The 19,592-nt window shown below is 71.9% G+C and carries 16 protein-coding genes; 7 read left to right on the top strand and 9 right to left on the bottom strand.

What is annotated here, in order from left to right; translation table 11 throughout:
* The first annotated feature begins 174 nt into the window (after nucleotides 1-174).
* The gene (locus tag ACG0Z3_RS13995; protein ID WP_394398395.1) at nucleotides 175-1,920 is read left to right on the top strand and encodes a bifunctional protein-serine/threonine kinase/phosphatase; all 1,746 of its coding nucleotides are present in this window, start codon (nucleotides 175-177) and stop codon (nucleotides 1,918-1,920) included.
* Nucleotides 1,921-1,937: 17 nt separating this feature from the next.
* Here ACG0Z3_RS13995 and ACG0Z3_RS13990 read toward each other — a convergent pair whose 3' ends face one another.
* The 3 genes from ACG0Z3_RS13990 to ACG0Z3_RS13980 form a co-directional block, all read right to left on the bottom strand.
* Entirely contained in the window at nucleotides 1,938-2,228 is a 291-nt protein-coding gene (locus tag ACG0Z3_RS13990) for a hypothetical protein (RefSeq protein WP_394398393.1), read from the bottom strand.
* A gap of 260 nt (nucleotides 2,229-2,488) precedes the next feature.
* Entirely contained in the window at nucleotides 2,489-3,745 is a 1,257-nt protein-coding gene (locus ACG0Z3_RS13985) for an MFS transporter (RefSeq protein WP_394398391.1), read from the bottom strand.
* Nucleotides 3,746-4,021: 276 nt separating this feature from the next.
* Nucleotides 4,022-5,275 carry an MFS transporter gene (locus ACG0Z3_RS13980; RefSeq protein ID WP_394398389.1) on the bottom strand — a complete coding sequence of 418 codons (1,254 nt, stop codon included), beginning with the start codon at nucleotides 5,273-5,275 and terminating at the stop codon, nucleotides 4,022-4,024.
* Nucleotides 5,276-5,463: 188 nt separating this feature from the next.
* Here ACG0Z3_RS13980 and ACG0Z3_RS13975 point away from each other — a divergent pair, with 188 nt between their 5' ends.
* Together ACG0Z3_RS13975 and ACG0Z3_RS13970 are read left to right on the top strand one after the other, a co-directional pair.
* A complete protein-coding gene (locus ACG0Z3_RS13975; protein ID WP_394398387.1) occupies nucleotides 5,464-6,711 on the top strand; it encodes an ANTAR domain-containing protein in 1,248 nt (415 codons plus the stop codon).
* A gap of 194 nt (nucleotides 6,712-6,905) precedes the next feature.
* On the top strand, nucleotides 6,906-8,006 hold the full coding sequence (locus tag ACG0Z3_RS13970) for an alpha/beta hydrolase (protein ID WP_394398385.1): 1,101 nt from the start codon (nucleotides 6,906-6,908) through the stop codon (nucleotides 8,004-8,006).
* Here the strand turns inward: ACG0Z3_RS13970 and ACG0Z3_RS13965 are convergent.
* Nucleotides 7,978-8,562, bottom strand: coding sequence for a 2OG-Fe(II) oxygenase (locus tag ACG0Z3_RS13965; RefSeq protein WP_394398383.1), 585 nt, complete (start codon nucleotides 8,560-8,562; stop codon nucleotides 7,978-7,980). The genes ACG0Z3_RS13970 and ACG0Z3_RS13965 overlap by 29 nt on opposite strands.
* A gap of 146 nt (nucleotides 8,563-8,708) precedes the next feature.
* Between ACG0Z3_RS13965 and ACG0Z3_RS13960 the strand changes: the two genes are divergently transcribed.
* Nucleotides 8,709-10,913 carry a molybdopterin-dependent oxidoreductase gene (locus tag ACG0Z3_RS13960; protein ID WP_394398381.1) on the top strand — a complete coding sequence of 735 codons (2,205 nt, stop codon included), beginning with the start codon at nucleotides 8,709-8,711 and terminating at the stop codon, nucleotides 10,911-10,913.
* A 72-nt stretch (nucleotides 10,914-10,985) separates the two neighbouring features.
* Here the strand turns inward: ACG0Z3_RS13960 and ACG0Z3_RS13955 are convergent, their stop codons facing one another.
* Entirely contained in the window at nucleotides 10,986-12,284 is a 1,299-nt protein-coding gene (locus ACG0Z3_RS13955; RefSeq protein WP_394398379.1) for an ATP-binding protein, read from the bottom strand.
* Complete coding sequence (locus ACG0Z3_RS13950; protein ID WP_394398377.1) at nucleotides 12,284-12,991, bottom strand: response regulator; 708 nt, start codon at nucleotides 12,989-12,991, stop codon at nucleotides 12,284-12,286. Before ACG0Z3_RS13950 ends, ACG0Z3_RS13955 begins: the two co-directional genes overlap by 1 nt.
* A gap of 165 nt (nucleotides 12,992-13,156) precedes the next feature.
* Here ACG0Z3_RS13950 and ACG0Z3_RS13945 point away from each other — a divergent pair, with 165 nt between their 5' ends.
* A complete protein-coding gene (locus tag ACG0Z3_RS13945; RefSeq protein WP_394398375.1) occupies nucleotides 13,157-14,128 on the top strand; it encodes an alpha/beta fold hydrolase in 972 nt (323 codons plus the stop codon).
* A 65-nt stretch (nucleotides 14,129-14,193) separates the two neighbouring features.
* Here the strand turns inward: ACG0Z3_RS13945 and ACG0Z3_RS13940 are convergent, their stop codons facing one another.
* The 3 genes from ACG0Z3_RS13940 to ACG0Z3_RS13930 form a co-directional block, all read right to left on the bottom strand.
* Entirely contained in the window at nucleotides 14,194-14,550 is a 357-nt protein-coding gene (locus tag ACG0Z3_RS13940) for a hypothetical protein (RefSeq protein WP_394398373.1), read from the bottom strand.
* Between the two features lie 85 nt (nucleotides 14,551-14,635).
* Entirely contained in the window at nucleotides 14,636-15,304 is a 669-nt protein-coding gene (locus tag ACG0Z3_RS13935) for a response regulator transcription factor (protein ID WP_394398371.1), read from the bottom strand.
* Nucleotides 15,301-17,214 carry a sensor histidine kinase gene (locus ACG0Z3_RS13930; protein ID WP_394398369.1) on the bottom strand — a complete coding sequence of 638 codons (1,914 nt, stop codon included), beginning with the start codon at nucleotides 17,212-17,214 and terminating at the stop codon, nucleotides 15,301-15,303. Before ACG0Z3_RS13930 ends, ACG0Z3_RS13935 begins: the two co-directional genes overlap by 4 nt.
* A gap of 168 nt (nucleotides 17,215-17,382) precedes the next feature.
* Here ACG0Z3_RS13930 and ACG0Z3_RS13925 point away from each other — a divergent pair, with 168 nt between their 5' ends.
* Together ACG0Z3_RS13925 and ACG0Z3_RS13920 are read left to right on the top strand one after the other, a co-directional pair.
* Nucleotides 17,383-18,375, top strand: a complete 993-nt coding sequence (locus ACG0Z3_RS13925; RefSeq protein ID WP_394398367.1) for a TRAP transporter substrate-binding protein — start codon at nucleotides 17,383-17,385, stop codon at nucleotides 18,373-18,375.
* A 374-nt stretch (nucleotides 18,376-18,749) separates the two neighbouring features.
* Nucleotides 18,750-19,370: an ANTAR domain-containing response regulator gene (locus tag ACG0Z3_RS13920; RefSeq protein WP_394398365.1), complete on the top strand. Its 621-nt coding sequence runs from the start codon at nucleotides 18,750-18,752 to the stop codon at nucleotides 19,368-19,370.
* The last annotated feature ends 222 nt before the right edge of the window (nucleotides 19,371-19,592 follow it).

Genomic DNA, 19,592 nt, shown 5'->3' with positions numbered 1-19,592 from the left:
CTGGCCTTTTCACCCTGCCGCTGCGAGCGGCGCCCCACGCCGAAGCGGTTTCAGGCCCGGTGAGGGTGCACTCGTCCCGAAAGTGGTGCCCTTCTGCGTGGAACGCCTCTGGCCCATCGCCTAAGCGGTGCGGCTTGGCGCAGCCCGGATGCGGACTACGGATCACACTTACTCATGCGTTTCGAACTCGACACCGGGCTGTCCAGCCTGCAGGGCAAGCGCCCCCGCAACGAAGACTTTGCCGGCATGCAGGCGCCGCAGCCGCATGAGGCCGAGCGCGGCTGGGTGGCGGCGCTTGCCGACGGCGTCAGCGGCGCCGAGGGCGTGGCCAACGATGGGCTGATGGCGGCCCAGACCTCGGTCATGAGCCTGCTGCGCGACTTCCACGCCGTGCCGGCCGACTGGGACACCAGCGTCGCGCTGGACCGCCTGCTGGGCCACCAGAACGCCTGGCTGGCCTCGCACAACCGCCGCCCCGGCCCCGACGGCCAGCCGCGCGAGGCGCTGACCACGCTGACCGCCGTGGCGCTGCGCGGGCGCCGCTATGCGCTGGCCCACATCGGCGACAGCCGGGCCTGGCTGCTGCGCGACGGCGACTGTCTGCTGCTGACGCAGGACCATCGCATGGAGCGCCGCGACTTCGCCGGCCTCACGCGCGCGCTCGGTCTGGACGACGCGCTGCGCCTGGACCACAGCGCCGGCGAGTTGAAGGTGGGCGACCGCCTGCTGCTGACCAGCGACGGCGTGCACGGCGCGCTGCGCGCGCGCCAGATCGCCGATCTGCTGCGGGCCACGCCCGGCGCGCAGGCGGCCGCCGATGCGCTGACCGCCGCCGCGCTGGCGGCCGGCAGCCTGGACAACGCCACCGCGCTGGTGCTGGACGTCAAGGACCTGGCCGACCCCGGCCTGAACGACCTCGCCGCGCTGGGCCGCACGCTGCCCAGCCCCGGCCCGCTGGGCGTGGGCAGCGTGCTGGACGGCTACCAGGTCACGGCGCTGGTGGCCGACAACGGCGTGCATCGGCTGCTGCAGGCGCGCGAGCTGGCCTCGGGCCGGCTGGTGGCGCTGAAGATGTTGCGCCCTGGCCGTGCCGACGATCCCGAGGAGCGCGCCATGCTGGCGCACGAGATCTGGCTGGGCCTGCGCCTGGCCGAGGCGCCGCGCCACCGCCGCCGTGGCGGCGAGAGCGGCTTCGTGCGCGTGCACCCGCCGGCCGACGGCGCCACGCACTTCTACGCCGTGTTCGACTGGCACACGGGCCAGACGCTGGAGCAACTGCTGGCCAAGGGCCCGCTGGACGTCGGCCAGGCGCAGGCGCTGGCCGTGGCGGTGGCGCGCTCGCTGAGCCTGCTGCATGCGGCGGGCGTCATCCACCGCGACATCAAGCCCGCCAACCTGCACCTGGGCGACGACGGCCAGTGGCGCGTGCTGGACCTGGGCGTGGCGCTGAGCCCGCGCGCCACGGTCGCTGCGCGCGAGTTGCATGCCGGCACGCCCAGCTACATCAACCCCGAGCAGTGGGACGACCCTCCGGCCCCGGCCGATGCGGGTGCCGACCTGTTCGCGCTGGGCGTCACGCTCTACCAGGCGCTGACCGGCCGCTTGCCTTACGGCGAGGTGGAGCCCTATCAGCTGGCCCGCTACCGGCGCGAGCCGGCCAGCGTGAGCCGGCTGCAGCCCAGCGTGCCCATGCCGCTGGACCGGGTCGTCATGCGCGCCGTCGCGCGCGAGGCCCGGGCGCGCTTCGAGACGGCCGATGAGCTGCTGCTGGCGCTGGAGCGGCTGGCCGCTCGGGATCAGCCTCTGCAGCGCGCCCCACGCCCGCCGCGTGATGCGGCGCTGACCTGGCAGATCGCCTTCGGCATCTCGGCGCTGTTGAACTTCCTGCTGGTGGCCTGGCTGCTATTTCTGCCGCGTTGAGGCGCGCTGCCTGCCACTCAGCGCAGGCGTCCGACGTATTTCCCCGGCGCAACGGCAGCTGGCGGAGGCGGGGCGGATGTGGGCGGTGGCGTGTGCTCGCTGCTCGTCAGACCGGCCGTCATGCCCAGTGCGTCCAGCATGCTCAGGCCGGCGACCAGCAATTCCTCGTCCTCGGAATCGAGTAGCGCGTTGAGTGTTGCCTGGGCGAACGCGCGATCGGTGGCAAAGCGCGCCACGTCGAAGGGCTTGCCCTTGCGGGCCGCCAGCGTGCGCAAGCGGGCGATCTGAAGCAGTGTGGCTTGTTCCATCAGGGGGCTCGTGTCGGGCTCTCGGAATGCGCCGAGTCCCCGCGAACGTGCACCCGGGCGGCTCGAAGGTCGCGGCGGGAAGGCAGCCCGCACCGTCGCAGGCGCCACATCACCTACATGCAAGCCGCGTGCCTGTCTGAAGGTCCGCAAACGGCCGATTGGCGTGCTGTTTTGGTGCGCGTGAGCCAAGGCTTCGCGCCGGACGCGTTCAAGTGCACCGCCTTGGCGCGGCAAATGCACGCAGACCGGACCCTTCGGCCTCAGGTGCGCTGGTAGCTCACCGGCTCTTCGGCCGCACCCACCGCCGCGCGCCGTGCGCGGCCGCCCTTCTCGGCCCAGGTGCGCGTCCAGCGGATCTGCATCACGCGCATCACTCCCAGCATCACCGCCGCCAGAACGGCGAAGACGACGAAGCCCCAGAGGTAGGTGCCCAGATACTGCTTGGACAGGCCCATCAGGTTGGGCACCAGGCCGCCACCCAGGGCGCCGACCTCGCCGATCATCGAGCCCGCCACGGCCGTGGCCGCCGGCCAGCGCAGCGGCACCAGCTGGAACACCGCGCCATTGCCGGCCCCCAGGGCGGCGAAGCACACGATGAGCAGCAGCGTCGTCAGCACCAGCGAACCGCCCGCCAGACCCACGGCCACCAGGGCGCCGGTCACCACCACCAGCACGACGGTCAGCATGTGCACGCCGCCCCAGCGGTCCGACAGCCAGCCGCCGACGATGCGCACCGCCGCGCCCATGAAGGCGGCCAGCATGGTCAGCTGGCCGGCCTGCACCTTGGAGACGCCGAACTGGTCGTGGTAGTAGGTGGGCAGGAAGGTGGTGAGGCCGATGAAGCCGCCGAAGGTCACGCCATAGATCAGGCTGAAGGCCCAGCCGTCCTTCTCGAACAGGCAGGCCGCGTGCTCGCGCAGCGAGGCGTGGTTGTCGACGTCCGGTGGCTCCTTGGCAAACACGATCATCACGACCATGGGCAGCAGGATGGCGCCGGCCGCCATCGCATAGACCGTCTGCCAGCCATAGGCCAGGGCCAGCGGTGGCGCAATGAGCACTGAGACCGCCGTGCCCACGTTGCCGGCGCCCACCAGCCCCATGGCCAGGCCTTTGTACTGCGGCGGGTACCAGCCCGAACCCAGGCTCAGGGCCACGCCGAAGCTGGCGCCGGCAATGCCCAGCAGCACGCCCATGGCCAGCAGGTCGTCGTAGCTCTGCACCATGAAGTAGCCGTACAGCATGGCGACCGCGATCAGCGCCATCTCCACCAGCGTCGCGTTCTTGCGGCCGATGTACTGCGACAGGATGCCCAGCGGGAAGCGCATCAACGCACCGGCCATGATGGGAATCGACAGCATCAGCCCCTTCTGGGCCGGTGTCAGGTTGTAGGCCTCGCTGATGAATGGGGCCAGCGCACCGTTCAGCACCCAGATGCAGCAGGAGAACGCGAAGTACAGGAAAGCGGCGAACAGCGTCGGGCTGTGGCCGGCATTTTTGAAGCTTTTCGGGGTGGACATCGTAAGGCTGGGTCGGGCGGCCGGTGCGCGCCTGGTCGCCTGCAGCGTCTTTGCCTGGGCGGCTCAAGCGTTGCGGCGAGAAGGTGGCCCGCACCATTGCGGACGCCACCTCCCCAAAGTGCAAGTGGCGTGCCCGCTTTCGGCCGCATGGCTTGCCGATCTCTGCGCTCTTTTGGGGCGTCTGGCCGCTGCCGCTACGCCGAGGTGCCTGATTCGCACCGACTTGGCGCGCCCGCTCCCACTCCCGCACCCCTCGCGGGCGGCTGGGAGGGGGGGTCAGGCGCGCTGGTAGCTGACGGGGTCCTGCTCGCCGCCGGCCGGGGTCGGGCGGGCGCGGCCGCCCTTCTCTGCCCAGGTACGCGTCCAGCGGATCTGCACCACGCGCAGCATGGCCAGCATCACCAGCGCCAGCACCGCGAACGCAACGAAGCCCCAGAAATAGCTGCCCGTGAGCTGCTTGCTCTGGCCCATGGCATTGGGCAGGAAGCCGCCACCCAGGGCGCCGATCTCGCCGATCATGGAGCCGGCCACGGCCGTGGTCACCGGCCAGCGCAGCGGCACCAGCTGGAACAGCGCGCCGTTGCCCGCGCCGAAGGCGGCGAAGCACAGCATGAACAGCAGCGTGGTGGCCACCAGCGAGCTGCCTGCCATGCCGCAGGCCAGCAGCGAGAGAGCCACCGCTACCAGCACCCAGGTCAGCGTGTTGACGCCGCCGATGCGGTCCGCCACGGCGCCGCCGGCCACGCGCACGGCCGAGCCCATCAGCGTGGCCAGCATGGTGAGCTGGCCGGCCTCGATCTTGGTGACCTTGAACTGGTCGTAGAAGTAGGTGGGCAGGAAGCTGGCCAGGCCGATGAAGCCGCCGAAGCTGACGATGTAGATCAGGCTGAAGGCCCAGCCGTCCTTCTCGAACAGGCAGCTGATGTGCTCGCGAAAGCTCTGGTGCTCGCGGTCCGGCGGCTCCTTGGCGGCCAACCACATCACGGCCATGGGCAGCAGCATGGTGAGCGCGGCCAGGCCGTAGACGGCCTGCCAGCCGAACTTCGTGGCCAGCGGCGGTGCGAACAGCACGGCCAGCACCGTGCCCGAGTTGCCGGCGCCCGCGATGCCCATGGCCAGGCCCTTGTATTTGGGCGGGTACCAGCCCGAACCCAGGCTCAGCGCCACGCCGAAGCTGGCGCCGGCAATGCCCAGCAGCACGCCCATGGCCAGCACCGAGTCGTAGCTGTCCACGAAGACGAAGCCGAAGCCCAGCGCCGCGACGATCAGCCCCATCTCCACCATCGCCGCGTTCTTGCGGCCGATGTACTGGGCCAGTACACCCAGGGGGAAGCGCATCAGCGCGCCGGCCAGGATGGGCACCGAGATCATGAAGCCCTTCTGTGCCGGGGTCAGCGCGAAGGTCTCGCTGATGAAGGGCGCCATCGCGCCGTTCAGCACCCAGATCGCGAAGCAGAAGTCGAAGTACAGGAAGGCGGCCAGCAGCGTGGGCCAGTGGCCGGCCTGTTTGAAATTTTGGAAAGCGGACATCGGGTGCTCCAGGCGAGACGGCCGTGGCCACCCACGACGCGTGCCAGGGCGGCATCGATACGTCGCTGCGGGAATGCCGCCTGCACCATTGCAGGCAGCGCCTCCAGTCATTGCAAACGCCGTGCCCGTTCCGGCATCAGCAAGCTGGCGCGGTTCTTGCGCCGTTTTGGGGCGCAAGACCTGAAGCCATGCACGACACCACCCTGACCCCGTCCTTTTCATTGTTGATCTGCAGCCCCGAGATGCCCCCCCAGGCGGCCGGCCTGGCGGCCCTCGGCTGGACGCTGCGCACCGTTTCCGAGCTTGCGCCGCCCGAGGATGGGCCGGCGCCGGGGCTGTTGTGGTGCCCCGACTGCACCGCCCTGGCCCAGCTGATGCACTCGGACCGGGCCTTCGGCCTGCCCGTGGTGCTGGTGGCGCCGCCGCCCACCACCGAGCAGCGCCGCCAGCTGCTGGCGCGCGGCGTGCTGCAGTGGCTGCCGCCGGAGACCGGCGCGCCGCAGTTGGCGCAGGCGCTGCAGTGGGTGCAGGACCTGGCGGCCCAGCTGCTGGCCCGCGACACGGCGGCCCAGGCCAAGCTGGACGAGCGCAAGTGGACCGAGCGTGCCAAGGGGCTGCTGATGCAGGCTCGGGGCATCGACGAGGCGGCGGCCTTCGCGCTGCTGCGCAACACGGCCATGCAGACCCAGGCCAAGCTGCCCGAGGTGGCGCGTGGCGTGGTGCGCACGTCGGAGCTGGCCGAGGCGCTGGAGCGGGCCGGCGCGCAGCGCATGCTGAGCCAGCGGCTGGTGAAGCTGCAGGCCCTGCGGCAGTGGGCCAAGCTCGCGGCGCCCGAGAAGCGCGAGGCGCAGGCGCTGCTGGACGGCTCGCGCGAGCGCGTGGCGGCCAACCTGGCCCGGCTGTCCGAGCTGCTGCGCCAGGAGCTGGCGGAGGAACTGGCTGCCGTGTCCTCGGCCTGGGCGCAGCTGGACGCCGCCCTGGCCAGCCGCCAGCCTGACCTGGCGCGCAGCGACCGTGCCGCCCAGCGCCTGCTGGAGAGCAGCGAGGCGCTGGTGGCGCGGCTGTCCGAGCGCGCTGGCCAGCGCCCGGTGGGCCTGCTGGCCCAGGTCACGCGGCTGCGGCTGCTGAGCCAGCGGCTGGCCAAGGAAGGCCTGCTGGCCCAGGTGCAGCCCGGCCATGACACCAGCGGCCTGGCCGCCGGGCTGGACGAGTTCATCAAGGCCTACGACGAGGTGCGTGCCACGCCACTGGCCGGCCCGGCGCTGCAGCCCGCCTTTGCCGCCGTGGACGAGGCCTGGCTGATGCTGCTGCGCGGCCTGCGCGTGGAGCAGGGCGACGCGGTGCAGCGCATGCACCAGGGCAGCGAGCGCCTGCTGCAGGCGCTGGAAGACCTGATCCGCGCGCTGCAGGGCTCGTTGCAGCTCATCCTGGGCTGAGAGGGGGAGAGCCTTTCATCCATGCCCGCCTTGCCCGTCAAATCACCCCCGCCCGTCGTTGCAAATGCTCGGCATAGCCCGAGCTATGCCTGCGCTTTGCGCCTCGTTCGAGGGCGTTTTGACGCGCCTTTCGAGCACGGCCGAAAAACTCTCACCCTCTGAGAGCGTGCAGCCAGCAGGCGCATGATGGGGGCATGACCCCTGTCGACCCTCTGCGCGGCGCCAGCCGCCTCGCCATCGATGCCGTCACCGGCGTCACCGACCTCGTCGAGGCCATGCATGCCGAGATTGCCCGCCTGCCGCTGACCGCCGGCGGCCCGCGCACGAGCGGCATCACCGGCCTGGTCTACCGCAGCGTGCGCGGCGCCACGCGGTTGGTGGGCGGCGGGCTGGACCTGGCACTGGGCGCGCTCGCGCCGCTGCTGGGCCAGGCCGGGCCGGCCCAGGCCAGCGTGGTGCTGGCTGCGCTCAACGGCGTGCTGGGCGACCACCTGGAAGCTACCGGCAACCCGCTGGCCACGCCGCTGGGCCTGCACCCGCTGGTGCCGGGCGCACAGGGGCTCACGCTGGTGTTCCTGCATGGCCTTTGCATGAACGAGGCGCAGTGGCAGCGGGATGGCGCCAACTTTCCCGCCGCGCTGGCCGCGCTGGGCTACCGGCCGCTGGGCCTTCGCTACAACTCCGGCCGCGCGATCTGGCGCAACGGCGCCGAGCTGGCGGCCCTGCTGGACGACGTGCCTGGGCCGCTCACGTTGCTGGGCCACAGCATGGGCGGGCTGGTGGCCCGCAGCGCGCTGGCGCAGGCCGGCGGCCGCCACTGGCCGGCGCGCGTGCAGGCGTTGGTGACGCTGGGCACGCCGCACTTGGGGGCGCCGCTGGAGCGTGGTGGCCAGCAACTGCAGCAATTGCTGGCCCTCAGCCGCTACTCGCGCCCGCTGGCCGCGCTGGCGGCCCGGCGCAGCGCCGGCATCCGCGACCTGCGCCACGCCAGCCTGCTGGAAGCCGACACCGGCCGCGCCAGCCGCCTGCCGCTGCCGGCGGGTCTGCGTTGTTATGCCGTGGCGGCCACCACCGCGCAGCAGCCCGGCGGTGTGCCGGCCCGCTGGCTGGGCGACGGCCTCGTGCCCGTGGCCAGCGCGCTGGGCCAGCACCGCGAGGCCGGCCGCCGCCTGGCCTTCACCGACACCGCCGTCTTTCCCGGCCTGGGTCACCTCGCGCTGCAGACCGATGCGGCGGTGCTTCGCCAGCTGCAGCAGTGGCTGGTGCTCACGCCGCCGGCTGCGGTGGCGGCGTGATCCCGGGCTGCGGGCGGGGCAGGAAGAGCTGCAGCGTCAGCCGCGGGGGCGCGTTGGGTGTGGTCAGCGTGACGGCGTGCCACTCGGTGTCCGTCATCAGTGCATAGGCGTTGAACTGCGGGCGAATCATCTGGCTGCGCACCGGCGGCGCGGACCAGTCGTGCCGCTCGATGCCCATGCCCCAGTCCTGCCAGCAGAAGGCGCCGCCGTGGTCGGCCTGCCAGTCGCGGTTCAAGTAGATGGTCATCGAGTACTTGTCGATGAAGTCGCTGTGCCAGGGGATGTAACTGCCCGCCGGCCAGGCATAGAACATCACCGCGACGCCTGCGTGCCGGTAGGGCAGCTTGCCGCGCTCGTGCAGTTCGGCCAGCAGGTCGTTGGAGAACGCCGGCTCGATGGCGTGCACCAGCACCGGCGCGCTTTGGTGAACGATGCCGGCATCCCAGAGGTTGAGGTTGGTGTTCCAGACGCCCTCCTTGCGGCGGGCCTCGATGTACTGGAACAGGCGTTCCAGCGTCGCGTCGGAGAGGGCATCGCGCCCGTGGATGACGGCCATGGCAAATTCGGCAGCGGGGTCAGGCTCGGCACTCTAGGCAGGCTTCATGTGGCTGGCGTGACAGCGTGGCCGCCGTCTCCTGCGTGACGGGGCGCGCCGGGGTGTCGCCGCTAAGCTGCCCGCCCACACAAGACCCGGAGACCGCCATGCCCGACCGCCACTACCGCATCTGCCCCTTGTGCGAGGCCTGCTGCGGGCTGGAGGTGCGCACTGAGGGCACCAAGGTCATCGCCATCCGTGGCGCCGAGCAGGATGTGTTCAGCCACGGCTATCTGTGCCCCAAGGGCGTGAGCCTGAAGGACCTGCACGAGGACCCCGACCGCCTGCGCACGCCGCTGATCAAGCGTGACGGCGTCTTCGTCGAGGCGACGTGGGACGAGGCCTTCGCCGAGATCGAACGCCGGCTGCTGCCGCTGCGCGAGCGGCACGGCGCCGACGCGGTGGCGTTGACCATCGGCAACCCAGCCGCGCACAAGGTCAGCCTGCTGGCCTACACGCCGCGGCTCGTGAAGTCGCTGGCCTCGCGCAACGTGATGAGCGCGTCCACGCTGGACCAGATGCCCAAGCAGCTCAGCAGCGCGCTGATGTTCGGCCACTGGCTGTCCATCCCGCTGCCCGACATCGAGCGCTGCGACCATCTGCTCATCCTCGGCGCCAACCCCATGGTCAGCAACGGCAGCCTGTGGACCGTGCCCGACTACCGCAGCAAGGCCAAGGCCATGCGCGCGCGCGGCGGGCGCATCGTCGTCGTGGACCCGCGCCGCAGTGAGACGGCTGCGGCCGCCGACGAGCACCTGCCCATCCGCCCCGGCGGCGATGCGCTGCTGCTGGCGGGCATCGCGCACACGTTGTTCGACGAGGGCCTGGTGAACCTGGGCCGCCTGGCCGGGCACGTCAACGGGCTGGACGAGGCGCGCGCCGCCGTTGCGCCCTTTGCGCCTGAGGTGACGGCCGCCGGCTGTGGCATCCCGGCCGCGACGCAGCGCCGCCTGGCCCGCGAGCTGGCCGCCGCACCGCGCGCCGCCGTCTACGCGCGCATCGGCACCTGCACCACGCGCTTCGGCACCGTGAACTCCTGGCTGGTGGACCTCATCAACGTGCTCACCGGCCATCTGGACCGCGAGGGCGGCGCGATGTTCGCGAAGGCCGCTGCGTTCGCGCCCAACACCCAGGGCCGGCCCGGCATCGGCAAGGGTGTGACGACGGGCCGGCGCAGCAGCCGCGTGTCGGGCGCGCCCGAGGTCTATGGTGAGTTGCCCATCACCGTGCTGGCCGAGGAGATCGAGACGTCCGGCGAGGGGCAGGTCAAGGCGCTGATCACCATCGCCAGCAACCCGGTGCTGTCCGCACCCGGTGGCCTGCGCCTGGCGAAGGCGCTGGAAGGCCTGGACTTCATGCTCAGCCTGGACATCTACGTCAACGAGACGACGCGCCATGCGGACGTCATCCTGCCGGGGCTTTCGCCGCTGGAGGATCTGCACTTCGACGTCGCCTTCCCGCAGCTCAGCCACCGTAACCACGCGCGCTTCAGCGGCCCGGTGTTCGACGCCGCGCCCGGCACGCCGCAGGAATGGCAGACCCTCCTGCGCCTGTGCGCGCTGCTGGAAGGTCGCGGCCTGGGCGTGGATGTGCAGCAGCTGGACGACGAGGCCATTGCGTCCGACGTGCGCCGTTTCGCCGGTGAGCAGACGCCTGCCATCCTGGCCGCGTTGGACCCGTGGCGCGGCCCCGAGCGCCTTATCGACCTGCAGCTGCGCGTGGGCCCCTACGGCGACCAGTTCGGCCGTCAGCCCGACGGGTTGAACCTCGCCAAGGTCAAGGCGGCGAGCACGGTCGACGGTGGCGGCGTCGACCTTGGTGCGCTCACGCCGCGCATCCCCGAGGTGCTGCGCACGCCCAGCGGCAGGATCGAACTCGCGCCCCCCGCCATCCTGGCCGACCTGGCGCAGGTGAAGGCCGGGCCCGCGCCCGAGTTCACCCTCATCGGCCGGCGCGACACGCGCTCCAGCAACAGCTGGATGCACAACCTGCCGGTGCTGGCCAAGGGGCCGGAGCGTTGCACGCTGCTGATCCATCCGGCCGATGCCGACCGGCTGGGCCTGGCCGAGCACGCCAAGGTCAGCAGCGCCGTGGGCGAGCTGGTGGCGCGCGTGGAGCGCAGCGCCGACATGAGCCCCGGCGTCGTCAGCCTGCCGCATGGCTGGGGGCATGACCTGCCCGGCGTGCAGCTCGCCGTGGCGCGCGAGCGGCCCGGCGTCAACCTCAACGCGCTGCTGGACATGGCCGACCGCGATCCGCTCAGCGGCAACGCCGTGCTGGGCGGCGTGGCGGTGGCGATCACGGCGCCTTGAACAGGCCCGCAAGGGGCGCGACACCGTCCGATGCCGACCCGCTCGACGCGCTTGCGCAGCGCCGCCAGGCCGTCACGAAGCGCGCCACTGCACCCGTGCCACCAGCCCGCCGCCGTCGCGCGGCAGCAGCTGCAGTGTGGCGCCCTCGGCGCGCGCGATGCGCTCGACGATGGCCAGCCCCAGGCCCGAGCCCGGCGTGCTGCCGCGCGCGTCGTCGCCGCGCCGAAAGGGTTGCTTGAGCGCCTCCACGCGGGCTGGCGAGATGCCGGGGCCGCGGTCGCGCACCTCGATCCAGGCGCCATCGGCGCTCTCGCCGCAGGCCAACTCCAAGGGCGGCGCGCCATGGCGCTGTGCGTTCACCACCAGATTCAGCACCAGCCTGCGAAGTGCCTGCGGCCGCGCCAGCCGCTGCACGGCCGGGCCGTCGGCCAGCGTGGGATGCGGCTGGCCGGGCGCCAGGGCCAGCGTCTCGGCCAGGAACTGGCGCAACTCCACGGCCACGGCGGGCAGGGCCTGCTCGGCCGGGTGGGCTGCACGGGCGTAGTCCAGGAACTGCGTCAGCAGGTCGTCCAGCGAATGCAGGCTGCGGTCCAGCGTGTCCAGCAACGCAGGGTCGGCAGGGCCGGGCTCACGCAGCATCTCGCTGGCCAGGCGCATCTTGGCCAGCGGCGTGCGCAGGTCGTGCGACAGCCCCGCCAGCATCAGCAGCCGTTCCTGCTCGTCGCGGGCCAGCGCTGCGGCCATGTCGTTGAAGCTGCGCGCGAGCGCGGCGGTCTCAGCTGGGCCGTCGGTGGGCAGCGCGACGTGGCGCTGGCCCGCACCCAGCGCCTGCGTGGCCCGCACCAGCCGCGCCAGGGGCCGGTTGATGCGGCGCTGGATCAGCCAGGCGCCCAGCAGCGCCAGCGCGCCGGCCACGGCGCTGGTGGTCAGCCAGGTGCGGGCGAAACGGTGCGCCGGCTGCATGGGCGGCACACTGAGCCAGTGAGGTACCTCGGGCAGGCGCACGGCGATCAGCCCGTTGGCCTCGCGCCGCCAGGCCAGCTCCGTGGGCAGCAGGGACAGTTGGGCGGCCAGCTCGGCCAGGAAGCGGCGCTCGATCAGCGTGGCGCGCGCCGGCGGCGCCGTCGGCTGGCCGGCGCCGGCACGGGCGTTGAAGCGTGCCACGAAGGCGTCGCGCTGGGCCTCGGGCAACAGGCGCAGGCCCTCGGCCACGGCCTGAAGGCTGCGCGCCGTGGCCTCGGCCGACTGGCGCAGCCGGGGCTTGGCGATGAACTGCCCGTAGGCCAGTGCGTTGAGCAGTTGGCCGCCGACGATCAACGCCACGATGAGCCACAGGTTGCGGCCGAACAGCGTGGACAGGCCCCAGCGCATCACGCGTCGGGCTCGGGCAGGAACACATAGCCCAGGCCCCACACGGTTTGTATGTGGCGCGGAGCACTGGGGTCGGGCTCGATGAGGCGGCGCAGCCGCATGATCTGTACGTCCAGGCTGCGGTCGCTGACGCCGTGGTCGTCGCCATGGGCCAGGTGCAGCAGCTTGTCGCGGCCCAGCGGCCGGTTGGGCTGGCTGGCCAGCGCGCGCAGCAGGTTGAGCTCTACGGTGCTGATGTCCACCGGCTCGCCGTCGCGCACTAGGCGGCGCTGAGTTGGGTAGAGCGTGAAGGCACCGAAGCGCACCGCCGTGTCGCCCGGCGGGCCCAGGTGGGCGCCGAGCTGCTGCTGGCGGCGCACCAGGGCCTGGATGCGCGCGAGCAGCTCGCGCGGGGCGAACGGTTTGGCGAGGTAGTCGTCGGCGCCCATCTCCAGGCCGAGCACCCGGTCCACCAGCTCGCTGCGCGCAGTCAGCATCAGGATGGGGATGGTCTCGCCCTGGCCGCGCAGCCGGCGGCACAGCGACAGGCCGTCCTCGCCGGGCATCATCAGGTCCAGCACCAGCACGTCGAAGCGCTCGCGCGCCAGCAGCTGTGCGGCAGCGGGGGTATCCGGCACGCTGCGTACGCTCAGGCCCTGCTCGGTCAGGTAGCGCTGCAGCAGGCCGCGCAGTTCGGCTTCGTCGTCAGCGATCAGGATGCGGGTCATGCGCCGATGTTAGGGACGGCTGCCGGGGTGGGGCGGCGGCCAAACGGTGACAAAACCTTGCAGCGGCGCGGCAGTGTCAGGATCTGCAAGGGCTGCAACGCGGCGCACACCGGAGCCCTGTGGCCGGGGCGGGCAGCATGCAGCGGAGCTTCACCAGGAGATCCCGTGCGTCCCAGCCTGCTGCCTTTGCAGACCCTGCCCCTGCTGCTCGCCGCCTGCGGTGGCGGCGGCGACACGGCGCCCGCGCCACCGCCCGCGGCCGCCCATCAGCTGGTGAGCCTCACGGTGGCGGGCCACCCGCATGCCGTCAACGTCTACCGCACCGCCGGTGCGCAGCGCGCCATCGTGCTGCTGCACGGCGGCGCGGGCAACCTGAATGCGGTGGCCTACCAGGTGGGGCTGAACAGCAGCGCGTCCACGACGACGATGGCCACCATCCATTGGGACTGGCTGGCCGCGAACCAGGTGATGCTGGTGGTGCCGCAGGGCCAGCACATCGCCAGCAATCCCGGCGCGACGACCTGGAGCAACCACGCGATGACGTCCGGCCAGGACGACAAGGCCTTCCTGCAGGCGCTGGCGGCGCGCATCCGCAGCGAGTACGGCCTGGCCGACCTCACGCTGATGGGCCACTCCATGGGCGGCGCGATGGCCAACCGGATGTGGTGCGAGTCTCCTGCCACGTTCAGCCGTTATGTGTCGCTGGCCGGCCCGGCGTCTGCGACGTTCGCGCAGCCCGGCACGCCCTGCGCGCCGGGTGCGAGCGCGGCGCCTTATCTGGGCGTGTTCGGTGACGCCGACCCCATCGTGCAGTCGGGCGGTGCGTGGGACGCGGAGGTCTGGAACGCCAACCCGGCGACGGTGGCCGCCTCGCGCGAGGCGTGGCTGAACCCTTTGCTGCTTGGCGAGTTCCGGCAGCAGCAGCGCCGCACCGCGCAGCTGTGCGGTGCCGTGCTGGACGCCGGCGCCTACGCCAGCGCCGGCAACGTGGACACCTGGGCCAGTTGCGGCGGGCGGCTGGTGTTGAAGCGTGTGCGCGGCGCGGACCACGGCGTGGCCTCGCTGGATGCGCAGATGGGCGCGGCGTCGGCGCTGGACGTGATGGACGCCGTGATGGCGTTCACCGCCGTGCGCTGACGCCGTGATGGCGTTCACCGCCGTGCGCTGACGCCGCGCGGCCGGCGCCGTGGCGCCGGGCCGGGTCAACGCACGACGCGGTCGGTCTCGAACGCGATGCTGGAGACGCTGCCGTCGGCATTGCGCATGAAGCGAACGCGGCGCAGGCCGTCGGGGCTGACGAGCAGCTCATTACCTGCGGCCTTCCAGTCCTCCAGCGGGCTCTCGTCCAGCGCCACGCCGACGCGACGCATGCCGACATGGACCTTCAGCGTGCGGCCGTCGTCCAGCAGGTATTCGCCCTGGGCCTGGCGCAGCATCAGGCGCTCGCTGACGGCGGGGACGGTGGGTTCCTGGGCACTCGCGGGCGCGGTGGTCAGCGTCAGGGTGGCGAGCAGCGCGGCCGACAGGGTGAGCGGGCGCAGGGGGGACCAGGTCTTCATGGTGGGGTACTCCTTGGGTTTCCCGAGGCCAGTCGCCTCGGCATCTTCCCTAGTGCAAACCCCATGCCAGGCTTTCTACGGGTGTTTACCCGGGCTTTTGCCCCAGGACCGGGCCGGCCTGCGCCGGGTTGGTGACCGCCTGCCCCGCAATGAGGGTCGCGACCTCGGCGGCCGAGCGCACGCCCAACTTCGCAAACACGCGCGCCCGGTGGACCTCCACGGTGCGGATGGACACGTTGAGCTCGTCCGCAATGATCTTGTTGAGCTTGCCGGCGGCCACGCGGCTCATGACCTCGCGCTCGCGCTCGGTCAGGCTGGCCAGCCGCGCGCTGCGCTCGGCCACCTGCGCGCCCTCGGCCTGCATGGCGGCGTCCACAGCCAGCGCCTGGGCGATGCGGTCGGCCAGCGCGTTGTCGCTGTAGGGCTTCTCCAGGAAGTCGAACGCGCCCTTCTTCAGCGCATCCACCACCATGGGGATGTCGCCGTGGCCGGTCAGGAACAGCACCGGGTTCTTCAGCTGGCGGGCCAGCAGCTCGTCGTGCAGCCGCGTGCCGCTCATGGGCTCCATGCGCACGTCCAGCAGGAAGATGCCCTTGGGCGGGCCTTGGCGCGGCATCTCCAGGTCCAGCGCGTCCAGCAGGGCCGGGCCGCTGGCGAAGGCGCGCACGTCCAGGCCGCGCGAGCGCATCAGGAAGGCCAGCGCGTCGCGCACGCCGGAGTCGTCGTCGACGAAGTGGACGGTGCCGTGGTTCATGTCAGTGTTCCCTGGGGTTCGTGCTCCGACGTCACGGGCAGGCTGAAGGAGAACAGCGCGCCGCCGCCGGGCACGTCCTCGGCGTCCAGCACGCCGTGGTGGGCCTCGACGATGGAGCGGCAGATGGCCAGCCCCATGCCCATGCCCTCCGACTTGGTGGTGTAGAAGGGCGCGCACAGCTGCTCGATGCGGCGGCCCTGCAGGCCGGGGCCGTTGTCGCGCACGTCGATGCGCACGAACTCGCCGGCCACGCGGCTGCTGACGGTGATGAGCCGGCCGCCGGGCCCGGGCGGGCGGGTCTGCAGCGCGTCGGCGGCGTTGCGCACAAGGTTGATGACCACCTGTTCGATCAGCACCGCATCGGCGTGCACGGCCGGGGTGCCGGGCACCAGCGTCAGCGCCAGTGTGATGCCGCGGCGCTGGCAGTCGCGGCGCATCAGGTCCAGCGCGGCGGTGATGACCTCGTTGAGCTCACAGCGTTCGTGGCGGGGCTCGCGCCGCGTCAGGAACTCGCGGATGCGCGCGACGATGCGCCCTGCGTGCTCGGCCTGCTGGCCCAGGCGTTGCAGTGCGCCCAGCACCAGCTCGTCCTGCACGCCCAGCTTGGCCAGCGAGTTGCTGATGCCGGCGTTGTAGCTGGCGATGGCCGTCAGCGGCTGGTTCAGCTCGTGGGCCAGCGTGGAGGCCACCTCGCCCAGCATGGTCAGGCGCGCGTTGTGGGCCAGTGTCTCGACCTCGCGGCGCTCGCGCTCCTCCAGCCGCTTGCGCTCGGTGATGTCCAGGATGGAGCCCATCCAGCCGATCTGGCGCCCGGCGGCGTCCACCAGCGGCGACTCGAACACCATCACCTCCACCGGGCGGCCCGAGGCGTGCTGCCAGCGCGCTTCGAAGCCCTCGCGCGGCGCGCCGCCGGCCAGGTTGCGGCGGTTGCGCTCGGTCAGCTCGTCCAGCGCGTCGGGCGGCCAGTACGGCATGGGCGGCAGCTTGCCCACCATTTGCTCGGCGGGCACGCCCACCATCTCGCAGAAGGTGCGGTTCACGTAGAGCAGCCGGCCGTCGAAGTCGCGCGCGCGCAGGCCCACGAGGGCCGAGTCCTCCATCGCGCGGCGCCAGGCGGCCTCGGTGCGGCCGGCGATCTCGGCACGCTGCACGCGGCGCATCTGCCGCCGCAGCAGCCAGCTGGCCACGGCGATCAGCGGCAGGAAGCCGGCCACCAGCACCAGCGCCAGCGGCCGCACGCCGTCGGGCAGCGGCTCGCGTAGCGTCAGCTCCAGCGCCGCGTCGGCCAGCGTGGCCTCGGCCAGCGGGCTGGCGCGCAGCGGGCCGGTCAGCGCCACGCGGTAGCTGGGCCGCACGCCCTGGGCGGCGCGCAGCGGCGACTCGGTGCTGGAGGCGATGACCTGGTCGGCGCTGTCCACCAGCTGCAGGTCGTACTTGCGGGCCAGCCACCAGGGCACGCCCAGCTTGAGCAGCAGCGCGGGCGCATAGCGCACCACGAGTACGCCGTCGGGCCCGACCGGCGCGGTCAGGTGCAGCGACAGGCCGTCCTCGTAGCGGCTGGCGGTGGCCTGGGCCGGCACTTCGGCCAGCACGCGGTTGCGTGCGTCCAGCCAGGTGACCGACTGCCACAGCCGGCGCAGGCCGGCGTTGACCTCGGGCTGCGCCGATAGCAGCGCGGCGCTGGGTGGGCGGCCGGCCAGCGCCGCGGCCAGCTGGCGCAGGTGGGCCAGCTCCTCGTCGATGCGGCCGCGCAGTTGGACCTCGGTGCTGAGGGCGTCGGAGATCAGCGTCTGGCGCTGCGTCTCGCGCTCCTCGATGCCATTGGCCCGCACCCAGGCCAGCACGCCCAGCACGAAGACCAGCGACAGCGCCAGCGGCGCCAGCCACAGGTGGCGGGTGAGGGCGTTCATGGCAGCGCCCCCGGGCCGGCCGGGCGGGGGCAGGCGGGCCGGTGGCGGTGGGGCGCGGCGGTCATGCCGGCAGTCTAAGAAGTCCGGGCGCGGGCGGCGATGTGGAACTCCACAGCGGCCCCCCGCAGGCGCGCGCCCAAAATCACGCCACAAGACAAGGAGACCGCCATGCTGCGCCGTCATCTGCTGGCCGCCGCACTGGCCCTGCCCGGGGCCGGCCGCGCGCAGGCGCCCATCGTCATCAAATTCAGCCACGTGGTGGCGCCCGACACGCCCAAGGGCAAGGCGGCGCTGCGCTTCAAGGCGCTGGCCGAGGCGCGCACGGGCGGCCGCGTGCGCGTGGAGGTCTACCCCGACAGCCAGCTCTACAAGGACAAGGAGGAGATGGAGGCCTTGCAGCTGGGCAGCGTCCAGATGCTGGCGCCGTCGCTGGCCAAGTTCGGGCCGCTGGGGGTCAAGGAGTTCGAGGTCTTCGACTTGCCCTTCCTGTTCAAGGACACCGAGGCCTTCCGCGCCGTCACCGACGGCCCGCTGGGTGCGGAGCTGCTGCGCCGGCTGGAGGCCAAGGGCATCAAGGGGTTGGCCTACTGGGACAACGGTTTCCAGATCATGAGCGCCAACCGGCCGCTGCGCCAGGTGAGCGACTTCAAGGGGCTGAAGATGCGCATCCAGTCCAGCAAGGTGCTGGACGCGCAGATGCGCGCACTGGGCGCCATCCCGCAGGTGATGGCCTTCAGCGAGCTGCGCCAGGCGCTGCAGACCGGGCTGGTGGACGGCACCGAGGGCGTGCCCAGCAACTTCCTGACGCAGAAGATCCACGAGCTGCAGAAGCACATGACGCTATCCAACCACGGGCATCTGGCCTATGCGGTCATCGTCAACAAGAAGTTCTGGGACGGCCTGCCGGCCGATGTGCGCGCCGCGCTGGACGGCGCGCTGAAAGAGGCCACGGCCTACGCCAACGCCATTGCCTCCAGCGAGAACGAGGCGGCGCTCAAGGCCATCCGCGCCAGCGGCCGCACGCGCATGCACATGCTGACGCCGGCCGAGCTGGAGGCCTGGCGCGAGGCGCTGATGCCGGTGCACCAGGAGATGCGCTCGCGGCTGGGGCAGGCCACCATCACGGCCGCCTACCGGGCGGCGGGCTTCGTGCCGCCTTGAGAGGTCACCACGTCGGACTACAGACGGTTCAGCTACACGAAGGTTCAACGGCCCGTGGTTCCCTTCGAACTCTTGGGCCGGAAAGCTCATAGTTCGCGGGAAGGTGGCAGCAGCTGCCCTGTGTTCGCGCAAGCGACCCGGAAATCGCCTCTGAGCGTGTGAGCTGGAAGCCAAGAACAGGCGGCTCAAGAAGCTGCTGGCCGAGGCCGTATTGGACAACGAGGCGCTGAAGGTGGCCTTCGGCGTAAAGCGCTGAGTCCAGCGGCGAACTGCTGTAAGAGATCGACATGACCGGCAAGCCCAGCGCCCTCGCGTTCCTGGGGCAGCGGTGCAACGCCCCGCACCAAGGCACGCTTTTTGCACTACGTTCGTGCATGGACACGCCCCCATTCCCCCTGCCGGGCCTGCGCGTGCTGCTGGCGGACGCCGGCCAGCGCCGCAGCCCGGTCATCCGCCTGGAACTGATCCGGCTGCGCTGCCAGCTCGTCGATGTGCTGGACCTCGTGGCCGAGCCCGATGCGCTGGCGCTCACGCTGGCCCGCCAGGCGCCGGAGCTGCTGCTGATCGACTGCGAGCAGCCCACGCCGGCGCTGCTGGCGCAGCTGTCCGAGGCGCAGGCCCGCCAGCCACGGCCGGTGCTGCTGGTGGCCGAGCAGATGTCGTCCGCGCAGATGCGCGCGGCGCTGCAGGCCGGCGTCAGCGCACTGCAGTTGGCCGGGCTGCCGCCACAGCGCCTGGGCGCGCTGCTGCAGCTGGCGCTGGCCCGCTTCGAGCATGACCAGGCGCTGCACGCCGAGCTGCGCCACACCCAGACCCAGCTGGCCGAGCGCAAGCTGGTGGAGCGCGCGCGCGGCATCCTGATGCGCGAGCAGGGGCTGGACGAGGAGGCTGCCTTCCAGCGCCTGCGTCAGCTGGCCATGACGGGCGGCCAGACGCTGGCCAGCGTGGCCTCGCGCCTCATCGACGCCGACCAGCTGCTGCGCCCGCGCCAGTAGCCCGGCGCGCACCGCGATTGCGCGCCTTCGCCGCCTTGGGGCGCCACGCACCAAGAATCACGACCCCAGGACGCACCGGCATTGCGCAAACCGCACGCCGGGGCGGCCGCATGGCGCCAAGCGCGTGCGAAAGCAGGGCGCCAGCGGCATGCAAAAGCTGGCACGCAACCTGCTCAAAGAAGGGTGAGGCCTGCAATGGCGCAGGCCTCTCGGGCCAGCCGG

The sequence above is a fragment of the Pelomonas margarita genome (assembly GCF_043555875.1).
GTDB classification, from domain to species: Bacteria; Pseudomonadota; Gammaproteobacteria; order Burkholderiales; family Burkholderiaceae_C; genus Pelomonas; species Pelomonas margarita.
This window is presented reverse-complemented; position numbering and strand designations above follow the sequence as displayed.

Excerpts from the sequence above, each read along its gene's own strand:
- ACG0Z3_RS13970 (WP_394398385.1), top strand. The coding sequence starts at position 6,906 with ATGACCCCTGTCGACCCTCTGCGCGGCGCCAGCCGCCTCGCCATCGAT.
- ACG0Z3_RS13940 (WP_394398373.1), bottom strand. The coding sequence starts at position 14,550 with ATGAAGACCTGGTCCCCCCTGCGCCCGCTCACCCTGTCGGCCGCGCTG.
- ACG0Z3_RS13980 (WP_394398389.1), bottom strand. The coding sequence starts at position 5,275 with ATGTCCGCTTTCCAAAATTTCAAACAGGCCGGCCACTGGCCCACGCTG.
- ACG0Z3_RS13935 (WP_394398371.1), bottom strand. The coding sequence starts at position 15,304 with ATGAACCACGGCACCGTCCACTTCGTCGACGACGACTCCGGCGTGCGC.
- ACG0Z3_RS13975 (WP_394398387.1), top strand. The coding sequence starts at position 5,464 with ATGCACGACACCACCCTGACCCCGTCCTTTTCATTGTTGATCTGCAGC.
- ACG0Z3_RS13985 (WP_394398391.1), bottom strand. The coding sequence starts at position 3,745 with ATGTCCACCCCGAAAAGCTTCAAAAATGCCGGCCACAGCCCGACGCTG.
- ACG0Z3_RS13965 (WP_394398383.1), bottom strand. The coding sequence starts at position 8,562 with ATGGCCGTCATCCACGGGCGCGATGCCCTCTCCGACGCGACGCTGGAA.
- ACG0Z3_RS13960 (WP_394398381.1), top strand. The coding sequence starts at position 8,709 with ATGCCCGACCGCCACTACCGCATCTGCCCCTTGTGCGAGGCCTGCTGC.
- ACG0Z3_RS13920 (WP_394398365.1), top strand. The coding sequence starts at position 18,750 with ATGGACACGCCCCCATTCCCCCTGCCGGGCCTGCGCGTGCTGCTGGCG.
- ACG0Z3_RS13955 (WP_394398379.1), bottom strand. The coding sequence starts at position 12,284 with ATGCGCTGGGGCCTGTCCACGCTGTTCGGCCGCAACCTGTGGCTCATC.
- ACG0Z3_RS13930 (WP_394398369.1), bottom strand. The coding sequence starts at position 17,214 with ATGAACGCCCTCACCCGCCACCTGTGGCTGGCGCCGCTGGCGCTGTCG.
- ACG0Z3_RS13950 (WP_394398377.1), bottom strand. The coding sequence starts at position 12,991 with ATGACCCGCATCCTGATCGCTGACGACGAAGCCGAACTGCGCGGCCTG.
- ACG0Z3_RS13990 (WP_394398393.1), bottom strand. The coding sequence starts at position 2,228 with ATGGAACAAGCCACACTGCTTCAGATCGCCCGCTTGCGCACGCTGGCG.
- ACG0Z3_RS13995 (WP_394398395.1), top strand. The coding sequence starts at position 175 with ATGCGTTTCGAACTCGACACCGGGCTGTCCAGCCTGCAGGGCAAGCGC.
- ACG0Z3_RS13925 (WP_394398367.1), top strand. The coding sequence starts at position 17,383 with ATGCTGCGCCGTCATCTGCTGGCCGCCGCACTGGCCCTGCCCGGGGCC.